Consider the following 19,670-nt stretch of genomic DNA (forward strand, 5'->3'; position numbering starts at 1 on the left):
CGCCATCGCGTCTTGTAAACTCTCCAGAGAGCCGCCCGACCGGCTCCTGGCAGGGGGCCAGATTCCGCCAGAAAACCATATCCTCGTCACAAGATTTTCACGGTTGCGCGCTAGGATGACGGGGCATGCTTTTTGGAGTGTGGATCAAGGTGATGATCGGTTCGGTGACGTTTCGGAAAACTGTGGCCGATTATCCTCATTTCCTGGCGAAACGTAAGATATTGTTTTAAACCGATGTTCGCTTCGTCACGGTGTGGAACGGTTCCGCAGCAGGGGCGTTGAACCACGTAAGGCACCTCTTTATAAATAACAGGCAAACCCGTTATGACCCGAAACGCGCTAGAGTATCCGCGCCCTGTGTGTGGCGCACCGATCCCGGATGAACGGTTGGCCGGCGCATTGGTCAAACCGATCTAGCGTCTTATGTCACCTGACCGATCAAACCCCTCCGACACCACAGCGGAAGACGCCGAGAGCAAGACTTTGACTCAAAGCCTCGTGGTGCGGATCGCCTTGCTGTTGTCGCTGGCGTTGTTGCCCATCGGTCTGGTGGCGATGAGCCAAAGCTGGCGCGCAATTGAGGCCGCCAACGAAAACCTTGAATCATCGCTGCACGCGCGAACCAGCACACTCGTCGAACCCGAACGGCGCGAGTTGCTGATGAAGATGGGCGTGGCAAAGGGGCTGGCCGAGACTTTGGGGGCAACAGAACTCAGCACCGAACAATGCACGGCGATCATGCAGCGGGTTCGGGTGTCGGGTGAACAATTCGAATTCGTTGGCGTCATGAACAGCGAATCCCGGTCCGTCTGTAACAGTGCCGGTACGGAACTTGAGTTCACACCCGGCCCGAGAGCCGCGGATCTGTTCCAGAATCCAGAGCCGTTCATCGGATTCAGTGCACGCGGCTCTGTTTCGGAATTGCCGGTGATCACGGTTTTACACCCGATTTTTGACGTCGAGGATATGCTGACCGGGTTCGTCGCATTATCCTTCGCGGCCGAGCCTATGGAGCGCACGGTTGAGCGGATAGAAGACGCCGGCGACGTGTCGATGGTGATGTTCAACAAATACGGCGAAGTTCTGTCGTCATCCTCCAACGGCGACTTCGAAGACAATTTGCCAGAAGGTCTGGCTCTGGAAGGGTTCGTGAATCAAGAGGGGTCGTTCTTTACAGCAACGAGCCGCGCGGGTGATCCCCGCCTGATTTCCGTAATCCCCATTTTGCCGGGCGAAGTTTACGCATTGGGCAGTTGGGGCCGCGAGGCGCTCAAGATGATGTCGGCCCCGTGGTTTACAGGAACGACGCTGCTCTTCCCCTTCGTGATGTGGGCGGTCGGCATTATCGTCGCCGTGATATCACTCAACCGTCTCGTGCTGCGTCATATCAGCGATTTGGGACGGCGTATGCGCCGCTTCGCTGACGAAAGGAACATTCAGTCATCCAAGGAGATTCAGGAAGCGCCAAACGAAATCCAGACCATCAACGAGACGTTCGAGTCGATGGCCGATCAGCTGTTGAGAGACGAAGCGGACCTGCAAAACGCGATTTATGAGCGCGAAGTGCTGCTGAAAGAGGTGTATCACCGCGTCAAGAATAACCTTCAGCTTATTTCCTCGATCATCAACATGCAGGTTCGGCAACTGAAAAGCCCCGAGGCCGTGACAGCTCTGCGCCAGTTTCAGGACCGCGTGAACAGCCTCGCCTCGGTTCACCGCGCCTTGTATCAGGAACCTTCGCTGACCAAGCTCAGGGTGGATGTTCTGATCGGGGAATTGGTGACGCAAGTTGCCAATATCGGTGCGGCATCAAAAACCTCGGTCGATATCCGCAAAGACCTTGAGAAAGTAACCTTGATCCCGGATCACGCCAGCCCTCTGGCAATGGCCACCACCGAGGCGCTTTCCAACGTCTTCAAATATGGCGGGCCGGGAAAAGACGGCGTTTTCCGACTGCGCATCGCTCTCAAGAAGCTGGAAATCGACGGCGAGGAGCATATCCGCCTGTCGATCGGCAACAGCGTGATGCCAACCAAGGACAGGGTTACGGGAACCGGGCTTGGCAGACGGCTGATCGCGGCGTTTTCCAGCCAACTCGAAGCTGATGTCCAAGAAGATGTGCGGGAAGACTGGCACGATCTCACGATCACGTTTCCCTACCAGCCGTATCTTCCCGAGCAGGCCTGAGTGCCGCACATGAAAAAGCGGCGCTGCCCATGATGGGCAACGCCGCTTTCTATCTTTGAATGTAAAAGACCCTTACGCTTCTTCAGCGTTCGCGCCGATGAACCAAGCATCCTTGTCGATGGCGCGGCTTACCTCGGTGAACAGATCGGCGGTATCTTCATCACCCGCGTCGCCTGCCGTCTTGGCCGCTCCACGCACTGCTTCACCGACTTCGAGAAACCGTTCTTTCAGAGCTTCGATATGCTCAGCAATATCGGTGGCTGCTTCAGGGTACGGGCTGACGCGCGTTTCCTTTGCGGCGGCTTCGAGTGTGCCCTTGGCGATACCGCCAAGAATGACGGCGCGCTCTGCCATGAGATCGGCGCCGTTGCGAAGGCGATCGGCCACCTCATCAAGCAACTCGTGGACGCCGATAAATCCGCGCCCCTTCAAATTCCAGTGCGCCTGTTTCACTGCGAGAGTAAGCGCAATGGCGTCAACCAGGTTCTCGTTGAGAAGGTCGACCATTTGGCTGCGCGTGTCCTGATTCAGGCCACCGGCAAAATTCGTAGGCATTGTAAACTCCTGTTTCTGGGGTTGGTGTTCTCAACGGGCGGCGTGTTGACCGGCCGTTGAACGAAAGTCGCGCCCGTCAGTCCTCTGACGTGCGCTCTGTGGATATCGGGAAACGATAAACTCGGCACACGGCTCGTAAGCCGCGCACCGGGAGCAGGTTTTCAAATGTCTTTCCTTGCCATCTCAACAAGCGACACGGCCTTGGGTTTGGTCGCAAGGATGAAAAGGAATTGGACAAGAACGAGGGCGAAAAGCGCCAAGGTAATTTGAACAGTCATGGTGTTTCCTTTCATTAAGGATAACCCCGAACACTCGCTGAGGTTCCCGCGTGAGGGCCGTCACATGCAAATAATTGCGTGTGTCCGCACTGGCACCGGGAGTCGGTCGCTCAGGGACCAGCATTGCCTGCGAATTAGGCCCCGGACGGAAAGATCGCATGCATCAGCGGGCTGTCAGCCTCGGTCAGCGCGTCGATGACATCGAAATGATGCTTGCCCGGATCGACGATGATGTTACAGCCCCACGCATCGGCAAGCCATTGCGCCTGATCCAGAAACACCGGCCGCTCGGCGCCGCCGACCCACACGGTCACATCCGTGGGCGGCGCGTCTGTGAGCACAGGGCTCTCGGCTGCGGCGGATGTCTCGTCCAGCTTGAAATCGTCGTTCATGCGGGTGTTCATCAGCGGGCGCAGGTCAGACACTGGCGAAATCGGTACGCATTTCTCGATCCGCTTCATGACATCCTCGGGCAACACGTCCGGTGCCAGCATTCGAGCGACCAGATGGCCACCTGCCGAGTGCCCGGCAAGCCGCAACGGTCCGTCGAACTCGTTCGCGACCACGCAAATGGCCTGTGCGATCTGGCGTGTGATGTCGGCAATTCGCACTCTTGGCGTCAGGTCATAGGTCGGCATGGCGACCGCCCAACCCCGATCCAGCGCGCCCTGCGCAAGGTGCGACCAGAGAGAGCCGTCAAACTGCCGCCAATAGCCACCATGCACAAAAACGAACACGCCTTTTGGAACACCGTCGGGGAGGAACAGGTCCACGATCTCGCGCGGGCCATGACCATACATCATCCCAAGTCGGGCGCGCCCCGAGACCGACAGCCGCTGCCGGAACGCGTCGGCCTCGGCCCGCCATCTGTCTGGAAACTCTTCACTGTTCGGAATGTAGGGCGCATTTGCATAGGCGTCGTCCCAATCCACGTTCCGTTCTCCTCAAAGATCAACACTTGCCTTACCATCTAGCAAGTGATCCACCATTGTCAGCATCTAATTCGGAGGGACCCATGCTCGATCAAAATACAAACCTTGCCAGCCTTCTCAACGACCCGTCGCTGTTGGAAACGCGCGCATATGTAAATGGTGAATGGATCGACGGCGATGATGGCACGTTTGCCGTCGAAAACCCCGCCCGTGGCGATACGATTGCCGAGGTCGCTGATCTGTCGCGCGCACAAGTGGCCGATGCCATAGCTGCGGCTGAGGTGGCCCAGAAGGACTGGGCCAAGTGGACAGGTAAAGAGCGTGCCGGCGTGTTGCGCAAATGGTTCGATCTGATGATCGAGCATCAGGACGACCTCGCCACAATCCTCACCGCCGAGCAGGGCAAGCCGCTGGCCGAGGCCAAGGGCGAGATCGGATATGGCGCGTCCTTCGTCGAGTTCTTTGCCGAAGAGGCCAAGCGCGTCTACGGAGAGACCATCCCCGGCCACCAGCGCGACAAGCGTCTGATGGTGATCAAACAGCCGATCGGCGTTGTCGGCTCGATCACGCCGTGGAATTTTCCGACTGCGATGATCACCCGCAAGGCAGGGCCGGCCTTGGCCGCCGGATGCAGCTTTGTCGCCCGTCCCGCCGCCGAAACACCGCTCTCGGCCATCGTTCTGGGCGTCCTGGCCGAACGGGCCGGCATTCCGAAAGGCGTGTTCAACGTCGTTCCATCCTCCTCCTCCTCCGAAGTGGGTAAGGAGTTCTGCGAGAACCATGCGGTGCGCAAGCTGACCTTCACCGGCTCGACCGAAGTGGGCCGCATCCTGCTGCGTCAGGCCGCCGATCAGGTGATGAAGTGTTCGATGGAGCTTGGTGGCAACGCGCCGTTCATCGTGTTCGACGATGCCGATCTCGATGCCGCCGTCGAAGGCGCGATCATGTGCAAGTTCCGCAACAACGGCCAGACCTGCGTCTGCGCCAATCGCATCTATGTGCAGGCGGGTGTCTATGACGAGTTTGCGCAAAAGCTGAAGGACAAGGTGTCAAAGATGAAGGTCGGCGACGGCCTCAAGGACGGCACCGACCTTGGCCCCCTCATCAACAAGGACGCGCTGGAGAAAGTGCAGGAGCATATCGCCGATGCCAAGTCCAAGGGTGGTAAGGTGATCCTGGGCGAGGAGGGCCAGAACCTCGACGGTAATTTCTTTGCCCCCGTCATCGTCACTGGCGCCACCAAGGACATGGCGTTTTCGACCGATGAAACCTTCGGCCCGCTTGCCCCGCTGTTCAAGTTCGAAACCGAAGACGACGTGATCGAATTGGCCAACGACACGATCTTCGGACTGGCGAGCTATTTCTATGCCAAGGATCTGAGCCGCGTCTACAAGGTGGCCGAGGCGCTGGAATATGGCATTGTCGGCGTCAATACCGGCATCATCTCGACCGAATTCGCGCCCTTTGGCGGGGTCAAGCAATCCGGGCTTGGCCGCGAAGGCAGCCACCACGGGATCGAAGAATTTCTTGAGATGAAATACATCTGCATGTCCGTCTGACACACAAAAAGGCCCGGCGGTCTACCCGCCGGGCCTTTCGTTTCAGCGTCGCGTTTAGTTCACGGCTTTAGCGTCAACCACATCTTTCTCGATGGCATCAGCCTTGGCAATCTCGATCCGACGCGGCTTCAGAGCCTCGGGAATCTCGCGCGCAAGGTCGATGTGCAACATGCCGTTCTCGTGGCTGGCGCCAACGACACGCACATGATCGGCAAGATGGAACCGGCGCTGGAACGCGCGGGTGGCGATGCCGCGATGCAGATAAGTGCGGCTTTCGTCTTCATCGACCTTGTTGGCCGAAACGAGCAGCGCGCCATCCTTCACCTCGACCGTCAGATCCTCGTCCGAGAATCCGGCCACGGCGATTGAGATGCGATAGGCATCATCAGCGGTTTTTTCGATATTATAGGGTGGATACGTGGTGTGCGAACCCTCGTTGGTTGTCACACGATCCAGCATGTCGGCGATTTGGTCAAAGCCGACGGTTGCGCGGTAAAGCGGCGCGAAATCAAGTCCTCGCATAGGTCATCCTCCATTGAGCGATACCAGATGTTTTGGGCCTTCCAGATTGGACAGGCCCGGTTTGCTGGGCCGGACTCCCGATGGGACATCCGACGATGATAAAATGGGAACCCGATATGGCGGGTTCAAGGGGTTTCGTGGCGGGAAACCGGACGAATGAACTTTGCTCCGGCGGCTTTGCGCAGGCGGTCATCGACACGGAACGGGCGAAAGGCGCTGCCCTCGATGAATCCGACACCGTCTTGCATCAACGCTTCGATCACCGCGATCTGGCCTTCCAGCGGCGCCCCCAACGACACCGGCGATCCGTCGCTTTTGGCCTTGGACGACACCACCGCGACGATCTTGGGCCCGTCCGGGCCAAGGGAAAAGACCGGCGATCCCGAGCTGCCGAAATCGACCGAACATGACAGCACCAGAAGATCGCTTTGTTCCGACAAGACCTCGCAAGTGTCCTGCATCGAGGGAGCCTCGGACCGGTTGTGCGCGTAAGAGACAACCGACACGCTCGATCCGGCGTGCGGGCGTTGATCGGTTGCGAAAGGGATGATCGTTGTGTTGCGCACCGGATGCTGGAGTTCGATCAAGGCGACATCGCGATAGACCCGACCCGCGCCCGATTTGGCGTTGAAATCATACTCGGGATGCGCAACCGCGCGCCGCACCCGCCGATAGGCCGCCGCGCGGCCATTGCGCCAACCGGCAAGAAACTGAATGTCCTCGGGCGCCAGAAGCGCGCCGGTGTCGTCGTACAGACAATGCGCCGCCGTCAGCACAAGGTGCGGCGTGATCAATGAGCCTGTGCAAAAGGCGCTTCCAGCCAATTCAAGACGCCCCACAGCCTCCCATGCGCGGCCATCCTGACGGCTTTCCATCGAGAACAGCCCGCCGCCCTGTGCAGCCACCAAAGACGGCAGCAGGGTCGACAGGAGGCCGAGTATGAAAAGGCGCATCAAACACTCCCCTTATTCGCCGTCTGGATACCGGGATATTGGGGCGAAACTATGACTGCAATGGTTAATTTCCGTTTAATTTCAACGCTGCAGGCGGAGGTCCGCCGGTCGCCCAGTCCAGCAACTCTACCGTGTGCACGACCGGAATCCCGGTTCCCGATCCAATCTGCATCATGCAGCCGATATTGCCTGCTGCAATGATCTCCGGCGCCTTCGCTTCCAGTGTCTGGACCTTGCGCAATTTCAACTTTTTGGAGATCTCGGGCTGCATCAGGTTATACGTCCCCGCCGATCCGCAGCACAGATGGCTGTCCGCCGGTTCCACCACGTCAAACCCGGCCGCCTTGAGCAGCGTCTTGGGATGGGTCTTGATCTGCTGCCCATGCTGCAAGCTGCATGCCGCATGATAGGCCACGCGCGGCCCGCCGTGAATCGTTCGCGCCTCCGCCACGTCGGCCTCGTCCACAAGCTCGATCAGAACTTCGCTGACATCCTTCGCTATCGCCGACACCCGCGCGGCATCTTCTGCCAAGGAGTCCGTCCGGAACATATGTCCGTAATCCTTCACCGTGGTGCCACAGCCGCTGGTGTTGATGACAATGGCATCCAGCCCATCGCCATCTATCTCGGCCACCCACGCGCGAATATTGGCCGCCGCCGAGCGGTGGCTCTCGTCGACCTTGCCCATGTGATGCGTCAATGCCCCACAACATCCCGCACCCTTGGCCACGACAACCTCGCACCCCAGCCGCGTCAGCAACCGGATCGTGGCATCGTTGATATCGGTGTTCAGCGCCTTTTGCGCACAGCCGGTCATCAGCGCGACCCGCTTCTTGCGCGCCACCTTGGGTGCGAAACTCTGCGGATCGTCATTCCGGCTCACCGGAGGAATGCGCTTTGGCGCCATCTCCAGCATCGCGCGCAACCGCGCATCCGGGATCAGCGGCGCGAACGGCTTTCCGATCTTCGCCGCGATCAGGGCCATCCGAAACCGCATGGGATAGGGCAAAATCCGCGCCAACATCCAGCGCAGCGCCTTGTCATGCCAGGGCCGGTCGTAATGCTCTTCGATATAGGCTCGCGCGTGATCGACAAGATGCATGTAATGCACCCCCGACGGGCAGGTCGTCATGCAGGCAAGGCACGACAGGCAGCGGTCGATATGCCTGACCGTCTTGGGGTCGGGCACCCGCTCGTTCTCAAGCATGTCCTTGATCAGGTAAATCCGCCCCCGCGGGCTGTCCAGTTCGTCTCCCAACACCTGATAGGTCGGGCAGGTCGCGGTGCAAAATCCGCAATGCACGCAGGCGCGCAGGATCTCGTTCGAGCGCTCGAAATCGGGATCCTGCAACTGCGCGTCGGTAAAAGTCGTCTGCATCGCCTACCCCATCAACCCGGTGTTCAGAATGCCCTTCGGATCAAACCGCTCACGCAGCCCTTTCGACAGCGCCGCAATGTCGTCCGGCTCGGGCTGGAACTTCGCGTGTCCGCTGCCACGTACGAGCGTCGCATGTCCGTCAAATGCGCCAAGGCGTGCGCGCAGATCGACGCCCGCCGGAACGCGCACCCAGATCAAGCCGCCACCCCAATCATAAAGCAGCGCATCTGCCTGCATCATGGCACCCAACTCGGCCGCTTTGCTAGGTGTGCAAGACACCCGCCAGACGTCGCCGCCATGATCGTGAAACGGCGCCACGTCCCGCACCGACACCCACTGCTCTGCAACCACCTCGGGCGCGCGTTCCACGCGCACCGGCTGGTCTGGATACAACGCTGAAATCCTGTCGGCGCGATAGCTGACCGATCCGGCAAACCCCTCGACCCTCAACATCGTCACCGATGCGCCATGCGCTCCGTCCGGAAGATGCGCCGCTCCCGACACCTCGAACGGCGAACGCAGCGCTTTGGCCATGGCGCTCACCGCGTCTGCATCGCTCAGACCGTCAATCATCACGCAGGCCGCCGCTTCGGGGCGCGGCAACACCTTGAGGCTCACCTCGCTCAACACGCCAAGTGTCCCCCAGGCTCCGCTCATCAGCTTGACCAGATCATAACCGGTGACATTCTTCATCACCCGACCGCCATTCTTGATGACGGTGCCCATGCCATCGACAAACCTGACGCCCAGCATGAAGTCCCGGCACGCACCCACGGAGACGCGCCGCGGCCCGCTGACATTGCCCGCCACCACGCCGCCGATCGTCGGCGTGCCTGATGTTCCCAGCAATCCGCGGTGATCCATCGGCTCGAAGGCCAGACGCTGCCCCTCGGCATCAAGCGCCGCTTCGATCTCTGCCAACGGTGTGCCCGCCTGCGCGACCAACGTCAGTGATCCCGGCTCATAAAGCGTGATCCCCGACAAGCCGCCGGTTTCCAGCACCTCGCCGTCAAGTCTCACGCCCCGCGTTCCACCTCCGCGCACGCAAAGCGGCCCGTCGGCTCCGGCTATCATGTCCGCCAGATCGGCTTCTGTCGTTGGTTTCATGGTCTCTTTGGGCCTCAAATACCTCGGGGGGTTTGGGGGGCTGGCCCCCCATCGCTCACTCAGCCGCCAGCGCCACGCTGCGACGGCTCTCTGACGCTGCGAGCGGGAACACCTTGGCCGGATTGAGTAGCCAGGCCGGATCGAAAACATCCTTCACCGCCATCTGCGCCTCGAGATCGGCAGGCGCGAACTGGTCGACCATCAGGTCGCGTTTTTCAATGCCGACACCATGCTCGCCTGTCAGGCAACCGCCCACCTCCACGCAGAGTCGCAGGATATCCGCTCCGAACGCTTCGCAAAGCTCCAGGTCGCCCGGCTTGTTGGCATCATACAGGATCAGCGGATGCATGTTGCCGTCCCCGGCGTGAAACACGTTGGCCACGCCCAGACCGTACTCCTTTGACATCTCGCCGATCCGGCGCAGAACGAAGGGCAGTTCCGACACCGGGATCGTCCCGTCAAGACACATGTAATCGTTGATCTGTCCCATCGCGCCAAAGGCCGATTTGCGGCCAAGCCAGATACGCCCGGCTTCGTCGGCATCCTTGGCCTCGCGCAGTTCGACGGGATCGTGCCGCCGCGCGATTTCAAGGATCAGCGCGAGTTGCTCGTCGATCTCGGCCGCGCTGCCCTCGACCTCGACGATCAGCAGCGCTTCGCACATCGGATAACCCGCCTTGGCAAACCGCTCTGTCGCCTCGATGCAGGGGCGGTCCATGAATTCGATCGCCACCGGCAAGACACCGGCCTTGATGATGTCGGCGACGCAGGCCCCCGCGACCTCGTTGCTGTCAAACCCCATCAGAACGGGCCGCGCGCCTTCGGGCTTGGGCAGGATGCGCAGCGTCGCCTCGGTCACAACAGCCAACTGGCCTTCGGAGCCGCAGATCAGCCCGAGCAGGTCGTAACCGCCCGCATCCATGTGCGTGCCGCCGATCTCGACGATGGTGCCGTCCATCTTCACCATCGTGACACCCAACAGGTTGTTCGTCGTCACGCCATATTTCAGACAATGCGCGCCTCCCGAATTCATTGCGATATTGCCGGCAATCGCACAGGCAAGCTGGCTTGAGGGATCGGGGGCATAGAAGAACCCGTCTTCCTCGACGGCGCCGGTGACACTCAGATTGGTGCGCCCGGTTTGCACTCGAATGAAGCGGTTGTCATAGTCGGTTTCAATCACATCGGCCATCCGCGCGACACCCAGCAGGACGCAATCCGCAGTCGGCAATGCGCCACCCGCAAGCGACGTTCCCGACCCTCGCGGCACGACAGGCACACCCATCTCGTGACAGATTTTCAGGATCTCCGAAACCTCGGACGTCGAGGATGGCAGCACCACCGCCAGCGGCGGGCATTTATACGCGGTCAGCGCATCACACTCGTATGCGCGGGTTTCCATCTCGTCAGAGATCACCGCGCCGTCAGGCAGCACGGATTTCAACCGGTCCACGATTTGCGCCTTGCGTGACAGCACGCGGGCGTCTGGCTGGGGCATTTGCATGGGACATCCTCCAAATTGGTAAAAAGATATAACCAATTTCACTCCGATGACCAGAAGTTTTTGGTCCAACCAAGTCTACCTGCCTCTTGCCTTCAGACGCCAGCAAGGCCACCAAGCGCCATGGACTGGATCAAGATTATACACCTTCTTTGCGTCATGGGCTGGATGACATCGATTTTCGCCGTTCCGCGCGCAATGATCTATTGGAAGCGCGAATATGACCGGTTGGGCGAATTCGGCCCGCTGGGGGATCTGACCGTCCGCCTGTACCGGTTTTCGGCGGGGCTTGGGGTGATCGCCCTGATCACCGGGGTCTGGCTTGGCGTGCTTTGGGGTATGCCGACATGGGTCTGGCTCAAGCTGGGGCTCGTCACCTTGCTGGCGCTGCACTACATCTGGACGGGTCGCATGGTGATCAGAGGCAAGCGCGGCGTCTTCACCGAAGGCGATGTCTACCTGCGCGTCTTCAATGAAATCAGTGTTTTCGGCGTGATCGCGATCCTGTGGGTCGTTGTCGTGAAGCCGTTCTGACAGATGGGCTGGATGGATCGCATCGCGCTGTTCACGCCACTGGATGCCGTCGCTTTCGCGGTGTTGCTCATCGCATGGGCCGGGTGCGGCGTCCTGATCGAGCATCCACCCAAATCGCGGCCTTCGGTTTCTCAGACCTGAGCCTGTCAGACCTGCCGAACGTGCAGCTGTTCATTCGCGCCAGATGTTCGGTTGACGGATGGTCCGGGGCGGTTTCGTCGCTGGGAAAGTAGGTCAACACCGCTGCCCCATTGTTTCGCATGCGAAACAAAAGGTCCGGTGCGGGCCTTTTTACGTTTCGTCAACCACATCCGCGTGCAGGTGCCGCTCGCCGCGTTCTTCGGCCAATCGGATCTGCTTTTGACGTTCGCGGAAGCGCGTCTTGTCCTCTTGCGAGGTTTCGTCGGCGCATAAATGGCAGGCAACGCCATGTTCGTATTCCGGCCGGTCGCGATCTTCGGGCAGGATCGGGCGCCGGCAGGCATGACAGAGCAGGTGCGGCCCTTCGACCAGTCCGTGACCAACCGAGACGCGGCCGTCAAAGACGAAACACTCGCCGTTCCAGGCGCTGTTTTCCTCGGGCACCTCTTCGAGATATTTCAGGATGCCGCCCTTGAGGTGATAGACGTCCTCGACGCCTTGGCTCAGAAGGTAGTTGGTCGATTTTTCGCAGCGAATACCGCCGGTGCAGAACATGGCGATGCGTTTGTTGTGAAAACGCTCCTTGTTCTTTTCCCACCACGCGGGAAACTCGCGGAAGCTTTCGGTTTCCGGATCGACTGCGCCTTCGAATGTGCCGATGGCAACCTCGTAGTCATTGCGGGTGTCGATCACCGCGACATCGGGGCTCTGGATCAATTCGTTCCACGCGCTCGCCTCAACGTAATGCCCAACCTTCGCGCGCGGATCGACATCCGGCACACCCATCGTCACGATCTCTTTCTTGAGCCGGACCTTCATGCGCGCGAACGGGCGTTCAGCCGCGTGTGAGAGTTTCCACTCCAGATCGGCGCAGCCGGGCAGGGCGCGCAGATGGGCCAGCAGATGCTGGACGCCGGTGTCCGGTCCGGCAACGGTGCCGTTGATGCCCTCATGTGCCAGAAGCAGCGTGCCGGTGATCTTGTGCGTGCGGCACAGGTCGCGCAGCGGCGCTTGCAAGGCGGCTGGGTCATCAAATCGGGTGAAGTGATATAAGGCGCAGACGGTAAACATGCGCGGGGGATTACGCCCGGATCGGGCCGTCTGCAAGGTTTCGCAATGCCGCAACCCTTGACCGCGCGCGGCAGGGTTCCTACCCAAGGGCAACTCAACAGGAGGATGCCTCATGTCCGCATTGATCGTCATTGATGTGCAAAACGATTTCTGTCCCGGTGGCGCACTGGCCGTGGCCGAAGGCGATACCATCATTCCGGGCATTAACGCGCTGATGCAGGACAGCGACGCGGTGATCTTTACACAGGATTGGCACCCGGCAGATCACAGTTCTTTCGCCTCGCAACATGAGGGGCGCGAACCGTACGGTTTGATCGACATGCCGTACGGTCCGCAAGTGCTCTGGCCCGATCATTGCGTGATCGGATCGTACGGTGCGGCGTTTCACGCCGACCTTGACGTCGATCGCGCCGAGATGGTGATCCGCAAGGGATTCCGCCGCGCCATCGACAGCTATTCGGCGTTTTTCGAGAATGACCACACCACGCCGACGGGCCTTGAAGGCTACCTGCGCACGCGCGGGATCACATCGCTGGTTCTCGCCGGGCTGGCGACGGATTTCTGCGTTGCCTATTCGGCCATTGACGCGGCGAAACTCGGCTTTGATGTCACCGTCCGGACGGATCTGAGCCGTGGGATCGACCTTGACGGATCGTTGGCGGCGGCCAGTCAGAAGATGCAGGATGCAGGCGTGACGCTGGTCTGACGCAGCCATGCGCGCGGCCTTGCGATGAAACCGTGACATTTGCACCAACCTGACGCGACGTCCTGTTCGGTTTGAGCGGTAAAATACGCTTCGCCATTCACAGGCGGGATCGGCGACGATACGATTCTCGTGTTGATCCAGACAAGGCCGGACCGTCATGTTCTCTCGTATCCTCGCGCTTTTCGACGCATCCGTCCCGCGCACCGAACTGCCGCCTGCGGACGCCAAGTTCGCACTGGGCGCGCTGATGGTCCGAACAGCGATGGCCGACAGGGCGTATCTGTTTCAGGAGGTCGAGGAGATCGACCGAGTCCTCGCAAAGTTGCATGGTCTTGGCCCGATCGAGGCGGCCAAGATGCGCGCGCAATGCGAGCTTTTGGAGCAGGAACTGCCCAAGACGTCCGATCTTGCTGCGATTCTGACCGAGAACGTCAGCCAGGAGCAGCGCGAACAGGCCGTCGCGGCGCTTTGGGATGTTGTTTACGCCGATGGCAACCAGCACGCGAAGGAAAGCCTTCTGCTGGGAGAGATTGCCGGGTTTCTGGGTGTGGACGAAGCCACCTGCGAGCGTATCCGCGATCAGGAAGTGGCCAACTGGGACAAGAACCACTGAGTCTGGACAAGCACCGTTCCGGTTGATCTAAGCGGGCGGCGTGCGCCTTTCGGAGACACTCATGGTCGATATCGCCACCCGCGTCTGGAACCATAAATGGAAGATCGACCCGATTGTGCGGTCTCTCATTGATACGGATTTCTACAAGCTGTTGATGTGCCAGTCGGTGTTTCGCAACAAGCGCGACACGCAGGTCACGTTTTCGCTGATCAACCGATCCACCAATGTGCCGCTGGCCAAGCTGATCGACGAAGGCGAGCTGCGCGAGCAACTGGATCACATCCGCTCATTGTCCTTGCGGCGCAACGAGAGCACCTGGCTGCGCGGCAACACGTTTTACGGCAAGCGGCAGATGTTCCGTCCCGATTTCATGGAATGGTTCGAGAATCTGCGCCTCCCGGCCTATCACCTGGAACGGGTTGGCGATCAGTACGAATTGACCTTTGAGGGCAAGTGGCCCGAAGTGATGTTGTGGGAGATCCCGGCTCTGGCGGTGCTGATGGAGTTGCGCGGGCGGGCGGTGTTGAACGATATGGGCCGGTTCGAGCTTCAGGTGCTTTATGCCCGCGCGATGACCAAGCTTTGGGAAAAGATCGAGCGTCTGCGCGAGGTGCCGGAGTTGCGCATCGCCGATTTCGGAACGCGGCGGCGGCATTCGTTCCTCTGGCAGGATTGGTGCGTGCAGGCGATGGTCGAGGGGCTGGGCGAGAGTTTCGTCGGCACCTCGAACTGCCTGATCGCCAAGAGCCGCGATCTGGAGGCCATCGGCACCAATGCGCATGAATTGCCGATGGTGTACGCGGCACTGGCCGAGGACGACGCCGCGCTGAAGCAGGCGCCGTACGACGTGCTGGCGGATTGGCACGAGGAGCATGACGGAAATCTTCGGATGATCCTTCCCGACACCTATGGCACCGAGGAATTCCTGCGCGATGCGCCCGATTGGCTGGCGGGCTGGACCGGCGTCCGAATCGACTCGGGCGATCCGGCGGCGGGTGCGGAAACGGCGATCCGGTGGTGGAACGAGCGCGGCGAAGATCCGAGACGGAAACTTGTGATTTTCTCGGACGGGCTGGACGTTGCAAAGATACTCGAATTGCAGGCGCAATTTGCGGGCCGGGTGCGCGTGTCCTTCGGCTGGGGCACGTTGCTGACCAATGATTTCAGAGGCCTCACTCCGGATGACCGGCTGGCTCCGTTCAGTCTGGTGTGCAAGGCGGTCGAAGCCAATGGCAGGCCCACGGTGAAGCTGTCGGACAATCCGAAAAAGGCGATGGGCCCGAAAGACGAGATCGCGCGCTACAAGCGGGTTTTCGGTGTTGGAGAGCAGGTTGCGCAGGACGTCATCGTATAACGGCGATGTGCGGTTGAGCGACCCCGACACTGTACTTGTTCACCTGTTCTGACCAAGGTTTGTGCCGGGAATTGCTGGTAACTTCGCTGGAGCTGACGCATTGTGCAGGACTGTTTGGCCAGCAACGAGACGCACATGACTTCAAAAAAAGCTTTGGACCTCGGGTCGCTGACGGTGATCGGGTGGCACGAATGTATTAGTTTGCCGGAACTGGGATTGAAGGATTTCGCGGTGAAGGTGGACACCGGCGCCAAGACCACGGCGCTTCATGCCGACGATATCGAGACATTCATGCGCGACGGGAAGAAATGGGTGCGGTTCCGAAGCCCTGACATTCCCGGGTTGCCACAGCGAACCTGTGAATTTCCGGTGTTCACCAAGCGAGACATCACAAATACCAGCGGCACGCCAGAATCGCGTATCGTCATTCGAACGCCGATGATATTGGCAGGACGCAGATGGAAGATCGACATTTCGCTGACCGATCGTGGAACGATGCGGTTTCCGCTTATTCTGGGCCGTCGTGCGCTGCGCCGACATAAGATCGTTGTCCATCCCGGAAAATCCTACCTCGTCAGCACCAAACCCAACTTTGGAGGACCAAGGCCATGAAAATCGCGATGCTTGCCCGAAACCCGAACCTGTATTCCCACAAGCGGCTGAAAGAGGCGGCAGAGGAACGGGGGCACGAGCTTGATATCATCAACACGTTGCGCTGTTACATGAACATCGCGTCGCGGCGGCCCGAAGTGTATTACAACGGCGAAAAGCTGGAAGGCTATGACGCGATCATCCCGCGGATCGGGGCGTCGGTCACGATGTATGGTACGGCCGTGCTGCGGCAGTTCGAGATGCAGGGCGTTTACCCGCTGAACGAAAGCGTGGCGATCGGGCGGTCGCGCGACAAGCTGCGCTCGATGCAGTTGTTGTCACGCGAGGGCATCGGCTTGCCGGTCACGACGTTCGCGCATGATCCGAAGCAAACCGAAGAGGTGCTGGAACTGGCGGGCGGAGCGCCGGTGGTGATCAAGCTGCTGGAGGGCACGCAGGGCATCGGGGTGGTTCTGGCCGACACGAAACGGTCTGCGAAATCGGTGGTCGAGGCGTTTCGCGGTGCGGGCGTCAACATCCTGTTGCAGGAGTTCATCAAGGAAGCGGGCGGCACCGATATTCGCGCCATCGTCATCGGCGGCAAGGTCGTCGCCGCAATGAAGCGCACCGGCGCGGAGGGCGATTTCCGCTCGAACCTGCACCGAGGTGGCTCGGCACAGGTGATCAAGCTGTCGCCCGAGGAGCGGTCAACCGCGATCCGGTCCGCCAAGGCGATGGGGCTGAACGTCTGTGGTGTGGACATGTTGCGCGCCAATCACGGCCCCGTCGTGATGGAGGTCAATTCCTCGCCCGGAATCGAGGGTGTCGAGAAGGCCACCGGACTGGATATCGCGGGCAAGATCATCGAATATATCGAGAAGAACGCCAAGCCGAACGCCACCAAAACAAAAGGCCGCGGATGACCAAGCGAGACGGTTTCAAGATTGCGGGTGAGTGCATCGAGGCAGGCACCCGCAAGACTGTCAATCTTCCCATCAGCACCCTGTCTGATCACACGCCCGTCACCCTGTCGGCGCATGTGATCCACGGGCGCAGCGACGGGCCGACGATCTTTGTCAGCGCCGGCATTCACGGCGACGAGGTGATCGGCGTGGAAATCGTGCGCCGGCTGTTGCGGGCCAAGAACCTGAAATCAGTGCGCGGCACGCTGATCGTGGTGCCGATCGTCAACACGTTCGGCTTCCTGAACCATTCACGCTACCTGCCCGACAGGCGGGATTTGAACCGCTGTTTTCCCGGTTCGGCCAACGGATCACTGGCCTCGCGGCTGGCGCATATCTTCATGGACGAGATCGTGGCGCGCTGTTCGCTTGGCATTGATCTGCATTCGGCGGCAATTCATCGGATGAACCTGCCCCAGATCCGGGTGTCGGCCAACAATCCCCAGACGCTGAAGCTGGCCTATGCGTTTGGCGCGCCGGTCATTCTGACAAGTGCGCTGCGCGATGGCAGTTTGCGTCAGGAAGCCAAGGCGCGTGGCGTTGATGTGCTGCTTTACGAGGCCGGTGAGGGCATGCGGTTTGACGAGATGTCGGTGCGTGCAGGCGTGGCGGGCATTTTGCGGGTGCTGAAAGAGACGGGGTTGTTGCCAGCGGCGGGCATCGCGAAACCTCGGGCGAAATCGCTGCTCTGCACCAACAGTTCGTGGATGCGCGCGCCGGTCGGTGGATTGCTGCGCATGTTCAAGGGTGAGGGCGACGTGGTCGAAGAGGGCGATATCGTCGCCGCGATTTCCGATCCGTTCGGGGATGGCGAAATCGAGGTTGTCGCGCGCAACGGCGGAATCATCGTCGGGCGCGCCGTCATGCCGGTTGTGCATGAGGGCGATGCGCTGTTTCACATTGCGGCGGTCAAATCGGCGGATGTGGCCGAGGCGGCGGTCGATGACCTTGCTACGCAGTTGGAAGAGGCGCCGTTGTTCGATGAGGACGAGATCATCTAGGCGGTGGTCTTACGCAGCCGCCGGTCGCATCTCCTTGCGCGGTTGGCTGCGGATCAGGATCAGGACCATGATCGCGATGTTGAGGCCGTTCCAGACGATGCCGTTGACGAAGGCCCACTGGTAGCTGCCTGTCACATCATAGATCACGCCCGACAGCCATCCGCCCAGAGCCATGCCGAGGATCGTCATCATCAGCACGAACCCGACGCGCGATCCGGCTTCGCGGCTTGGCATGTACTCGCGCACGATGACGGCATAGCTGGGAACGATGCCACCCTGGCTTAGCCCGAAGATCAGGCTGACGACGTAAAGCGACACGAGTCCGCCCGCTGGCAGATAGAGAAACAGCGCAATGGCTTGAAGTGTCGAGCCGATGAGCAGGGTGGGTATGCCGCCGATGCGGTCGGCCAGCGTTCCCGAGATCAGCCGCGAGACAACGCCGCCCATCAGCATGAGCGACAGCATTTCCGCGCCCACCGCCGCGCCATAGCCGTAATCGACGCACAGAGCCACGATATGAACCTGCGGCATCGACATGGCGACGCAGCAGGCGATGCCGGCAAAGCCCAACATCCATTGCAACTGGCGCGGTGAAAAGCCGGTGCTGCGGGTGCGGCTGGCCGATTGGGTGTCGGAGAGGGTGATCGCTTCGAGCGGTACGCGGGTGCGCAACATGAGCGCCAGCGGCGGAATGATGATCAGCGTCAGGATGCCGAGCGCGGTGTAGCTCCAGCGCCAGCTTTCGCCGCCGGCAAGATTGCCAAGGATCAGCGGCCAGATCGCACCCGAAAGGTAATTGCCCGACGCCGCGATGGCGACGGCGATGCCGCGACGTTTCAGGAACCATTGCGAGATATCGGCGATCAGCGGACCAAAGCTACAGGCGGTGGCAAAGCCGATGACGAATTGCAACGCCGACAGGATCAGCAAAGACGGGCTAAGCGCGGCGAGGATATAGCCCAGTGCCAGCGTCACGGCACAGGCGATCAACGATGTGGTGACGCCGAACCGGTCGACGGCCCGCCCGACATAGTAGTTGCCAAGCGCAAAGCCGATCATCGTCAATGTGTAGGCCAGGGAGACCTCGCCCCGCCCGGCGCCAAATTCGGTCTGCACTTCGGGCATCACGACGATGATCGCCCACATGCCGACATTGCCCATCACGGCGATCAACAGCGTAATGCCAAGGCGCAGCCAGGCGTAGCGGCTGTCGAGGATGGTGGGATCGCTCACGCCTTTTCTCCGCTCGCGCTTTCGGACGCGGCTTTCCATTCGGGAAGCGGGAAGAGCGCGTCATAGCCCCAATTGAAGCAAAAGGCATAGACGATGTAGAACGCCGCAAAGGACACATCGATCACGAAGGCCTGCCAGAGCGAGATGTGCAGATACCACGCGAACACCGGCATCAGCAGGATCAGCAGCCCGACTTCGAACAGGATCGCGTGCAGGACGCGCAGGCGCGGTGTCTTGAGCGTTGTGCCTCGGACCCGATTGAGGGCGCGGTCAAAGAGGTCGTTATACGCCATGTTATAAAGTGTGGCGATCGTGGCGCCGATGACCGTCACGACGCCGATATCCTCAATCGGCTTGTGGAAAATCAGGGCACCCAGCGGAATGACGATCAGCAGGGCAAGAAGTTCGAAGCTGATGGCGTGACGAAGGCGATCAAGAGGGGAGCGCATGGCGACCTCGCATCAAGTGCCGGGTCGTCCCGGCGTACATACC

The 19,670-nt window shown here is 60.3% G+C and carries 20 protein-coding genes; 10 read left to right on the plus strand and 10 right to left on the minus strand.

Annotated features, from left to right (window positions below; genetic code table 11):
- Positions 1-423 precede the first annotated feature (423 nt).
- The gene (locus ACGKZZ_RS01950) at positions 424-2,187 is read left to right on the plus strand and encodes a sensor histidine kinase (RefSeq protein ID WP_411221745.1); all 1,764 of its coding nucleotides are present in this window, start codon (positions 424-426) and stop codon (positions 2,185-2,187) included.
- A 72-nt stretch (positions 2,188-2,259) separates the two neighbouring features.
- Here ACGKZZ_RS01950 and dps read toward each other — a convergent pair whose 3' ends face one another.
- Positions 2,260-2,742: a DNA starvation/stationary phase protection protein Dps gene (gene dps / locus ACGKZZ_RS01955; RefSeq protein ID WP_411221746.1), complete on the minus strand. Its 483-nt coding sequence runs from the start codon at positions 2,740-2,742 to the stop codon at positions 2,260-2,262.
- A gap of 412 nt (positions 2,743-3,154) precedes the next feature.
- Positions 3,155-3,952, minus strand: coding sequence for an alpha/beta hydrolase (locus ACGKZZ_RS01960; protein WP_411221747.1), 798 nt, complete (start codon positions 3,950-3,952; stop codon positions 3,155-3,157).
- Positions 3,953-4,035: 83 nt separating this feature from the next.
- On the opposite strand from ACGKZZ_RS01960, the gene ACGKZZ_RS01965 reads away from it, so the two are divergent.
- Entirely contained in the window at positions 4,036-5,511 is a 1,476-nt protein-coding gene (locus ACGKZZ_RS01965; protein ID WP_411221748.1) for an NAD-dependent succinate-semialdehyde dehydrogenase, read from the plus strand.
- 54 nt (positions 5,512-5,565) lie between these two features.
- On the opposite strand, the gene ACGKZZ_RS01970 is transcribed toward ACGKZZ_RS01965, so the two are convergent.
- From ACGKZZ_RS01970 to ACGKZZ_RS01990, 5 genes are all read right to left on the minus strand, one after another.
- On the minus strand, positions 5,566-6,033 hold the full coding sequence (locus ACGKZZ_RS01970; protein ID WP_411221749.1) for an Hsp20 family protein: 468 nt from the start codon (positions 6,031-6,033) through the stop codon (positions 5,566-5,568).
- A 125-nt stretch (positions 6,034-6,158) separates the two neighbouring features.
- Entirely contained in the window at positions 6,159-6,986 is an 828-nt protein-coding gene (locus ACGKZZ_RS01975; RefSeq protein ID WP_411221750.1) for a trypsin-like serine peptidase, read from the minus strand.
- Positions 6,987-7,050: 64 nt separating this feature from the next.
- Positions 7,051-8,364 carry a glycolate oxidase subunit GlcF gene (glcF, locus tag ACGKZZ_RS01980; protein ID WP_411221751.1) on the minus strand — a complete coding sequence of 438 codons (1,314 nt, stop codon included), beginning with the start codon at positions 8,362-8,364 and terminating at the stop codon, positions 7,051-7,053.
- 3 nt (positions 8,365-8,367) lie between these two features.
- Positions 8,368-9,471 carry an FAD-binding protein gene (locus tag ACGKZZ_RS01985; protein ID WP_411221752.1) on the minus strand — a complete coding sequence of 368 codons (1,104 nt, stop codon included), beginning with the start codon at positions 9,469-9,471 and terminating at the stop codon, positions 8,368-8,370.
- 55 nt (positions 9,472-9,526) lie between these two features.
- The gene (locus ACGKZZ_RS01990; protein WP_411221753.1) at positions 9,527-10,975 is read right to left on the minus strand and encodes an FAD-linked oxidase C-terminal domain-containing protein; all 1,449 of its coding nucleotides are present in this window, start codon (positions 10,973-10,975) and stop codon (positions 9,527-9,529) included.
- A 120-nt stretch (positions 10,976-11,095) separates the two neighbouring features.
- Here ACGKZZ_RS01990 and ACGKZZ_RS01995 point away from each other — a divergent pair, with 120 nt between their 5' ends.
- Complete coding sequence (locus ACGKZZ_RS01995) at positions 11,096-11,506, plus strand: CopD family protein (RefSeq protein ID WP_411221754.1); 411 nt, start codon at positions 11,096-11,098, stop codon at positions 11,504-11,506.
- 3 nt (positions 11,507-11,509) lie between these two features.
- On the plus strand, positions 11,510-11,647 hold the full coding sequence (locus ACGKZZ_RS02000) for a hypothetical protein (protein WP_411221755.1): 138 nt from the start codon (positions 11,510-11,512) through the stop codon (positions 11,645-11,647).
- A 150-nt stretch (positions 11,648-11,797) separates the two neighbouring features.
- Here ACGKZZ_RS02000 and ACGKZZ_RS02005 read toward each other — a convergent pair whose 3' ends face one another.
- Positions 11,798-12,718 (minus strand): rhodanese-related sulfurtransferase, encoded by a 921-nt coding sequence (locus ACGKZZ_RS02005; protein ID WP_411221756.1) that lies wholly within the window; start codon positions 12,716-12,718, stop codon positions 11,798-11,800.
- A 112-nt stretch (positions 12,719-12,830) separates the two neighbouring features.
- On the opposite strand from ACGKZZ_RS02005, the gene pncA reads away from it, so the two are divergent.
- From pncA to ACGKZZ_RS02035, 6 genes are all read left to right on the plus strand, one after another.
- The gene (pncA, locus tag ACGKZZ_RS02010; protein ID WP_411221757.1) at positions 12,831-13,424 is read left to right on the plus strand and encodes a bifunctional nicotinamidase/pyrazinamidase; all 594 of its coding nucleotides are present in this window, start codon (positions 12,831-12,833) and stop codon (positions 13,422-13,424) included.
- Positions 13,425-13,581: 157 nt separating this feature from the next.
- The gene (locus ACGKZZ_RS02015) at positions 13,582-14,037 is read left to right on the plus strand and encodes a TerB family tellurite resistance protein (protein WP_411221758.1); all 456 of its coding nucleotides are present in this window, start codon (positions 13,582-13,584) and stop codon (positions 14,035-14,037) included.
- A 61-nt stretch (positions 14,038-14,098) separates the two neighbouring features.
- On the plus strand, positions 14,099-15,391 hold the full coding sequence (gene pncB / locus ACGKZZ_RS02020) for a nicotinate phosphoribosyltransferase (protein WP_411221759.1): 1,293 nt from the start codon (positions 14,099-14,101) through the stop codon (positions 15,389-15,391).
- 135 nt (positions 15,392-15,526) lie between these two features.
- Positions 15,527-16,003, plus strand: a complete 477-nt coding sequence (locus ACGKZZ_RS02025; protein WP_411221760.1) for an ATP-dependent zinc protease — start codon at positions 15,527-15,529, stop codon at positions 16,001-16,003.
- Positions 16,000-16,905 (plus strand): 30S ribosomal protein S6--L-glutamate ligase, encoded by a 906-nt coding sequence (gene rimK, locus ACGKZZ_RS02030; RefSeq protein WP_411221761.1) that lies wholly within the window; start codon positions 16,000-16,002, stop codon positions 16,903-16,905. Before ACGKZZ_RS02025 ends, rimK begins: the two co-directional genes overlap by 4 nt.
- Positions 16,902-17,945, plus strand: coding sequence for a succinylglutamate desuccinylase/aspartoacylase family protein (locus tag ACGKZZ_RS02035; protein WP_411221762.1), 1,044 nt, complete (start codon positions 16,902-16,904; stop codon positions 17,943-17,945). Before rimK ends, ACGKZZ_RS02035 begins: the two co-directional genes overlap by 4 nt.
- 9 nt (positions 17,946-17,954) lie before the next feature.
- Here the strand turns inward: ACGKZZ_RS02035 and ACGKZZ_RS02040 are convergent, their stop codons facing one another.
- Entirely contained in the window at positions 17,955-19,178 is a 1,224-nt protein-coding gene (locus ACGKZZ_RS02040; RefSeq protein ID WP_411221763.1) for an MFS transporter, read from the minus strand.
- Positions 19,175-19,627, minus strand: coding sequence for a PACE efflux transporter (locus tag ACGKZZ_RS02045; RefSeq protein ID WP_411221764.1), 453 nt, complete (start codon positions 19,625-19,627; stop codon positions 19,175-19,177). Before ACGKZZ_RS02045 ends, ACGKZZ_RS02040 begins: the two co-directional genes overlap by 4 nt.
- Positions 19,628-19,670 lie beyond the last annotated feature (43 nt).

Source organism: Marivita sp. S2033, from assembly GCF_046592965.1.
GTDB lineage: Bacteria > Pseudomonadota > Alphaproteobacteria > Rhodobacterales > Rhodobacteraceae > Marivita.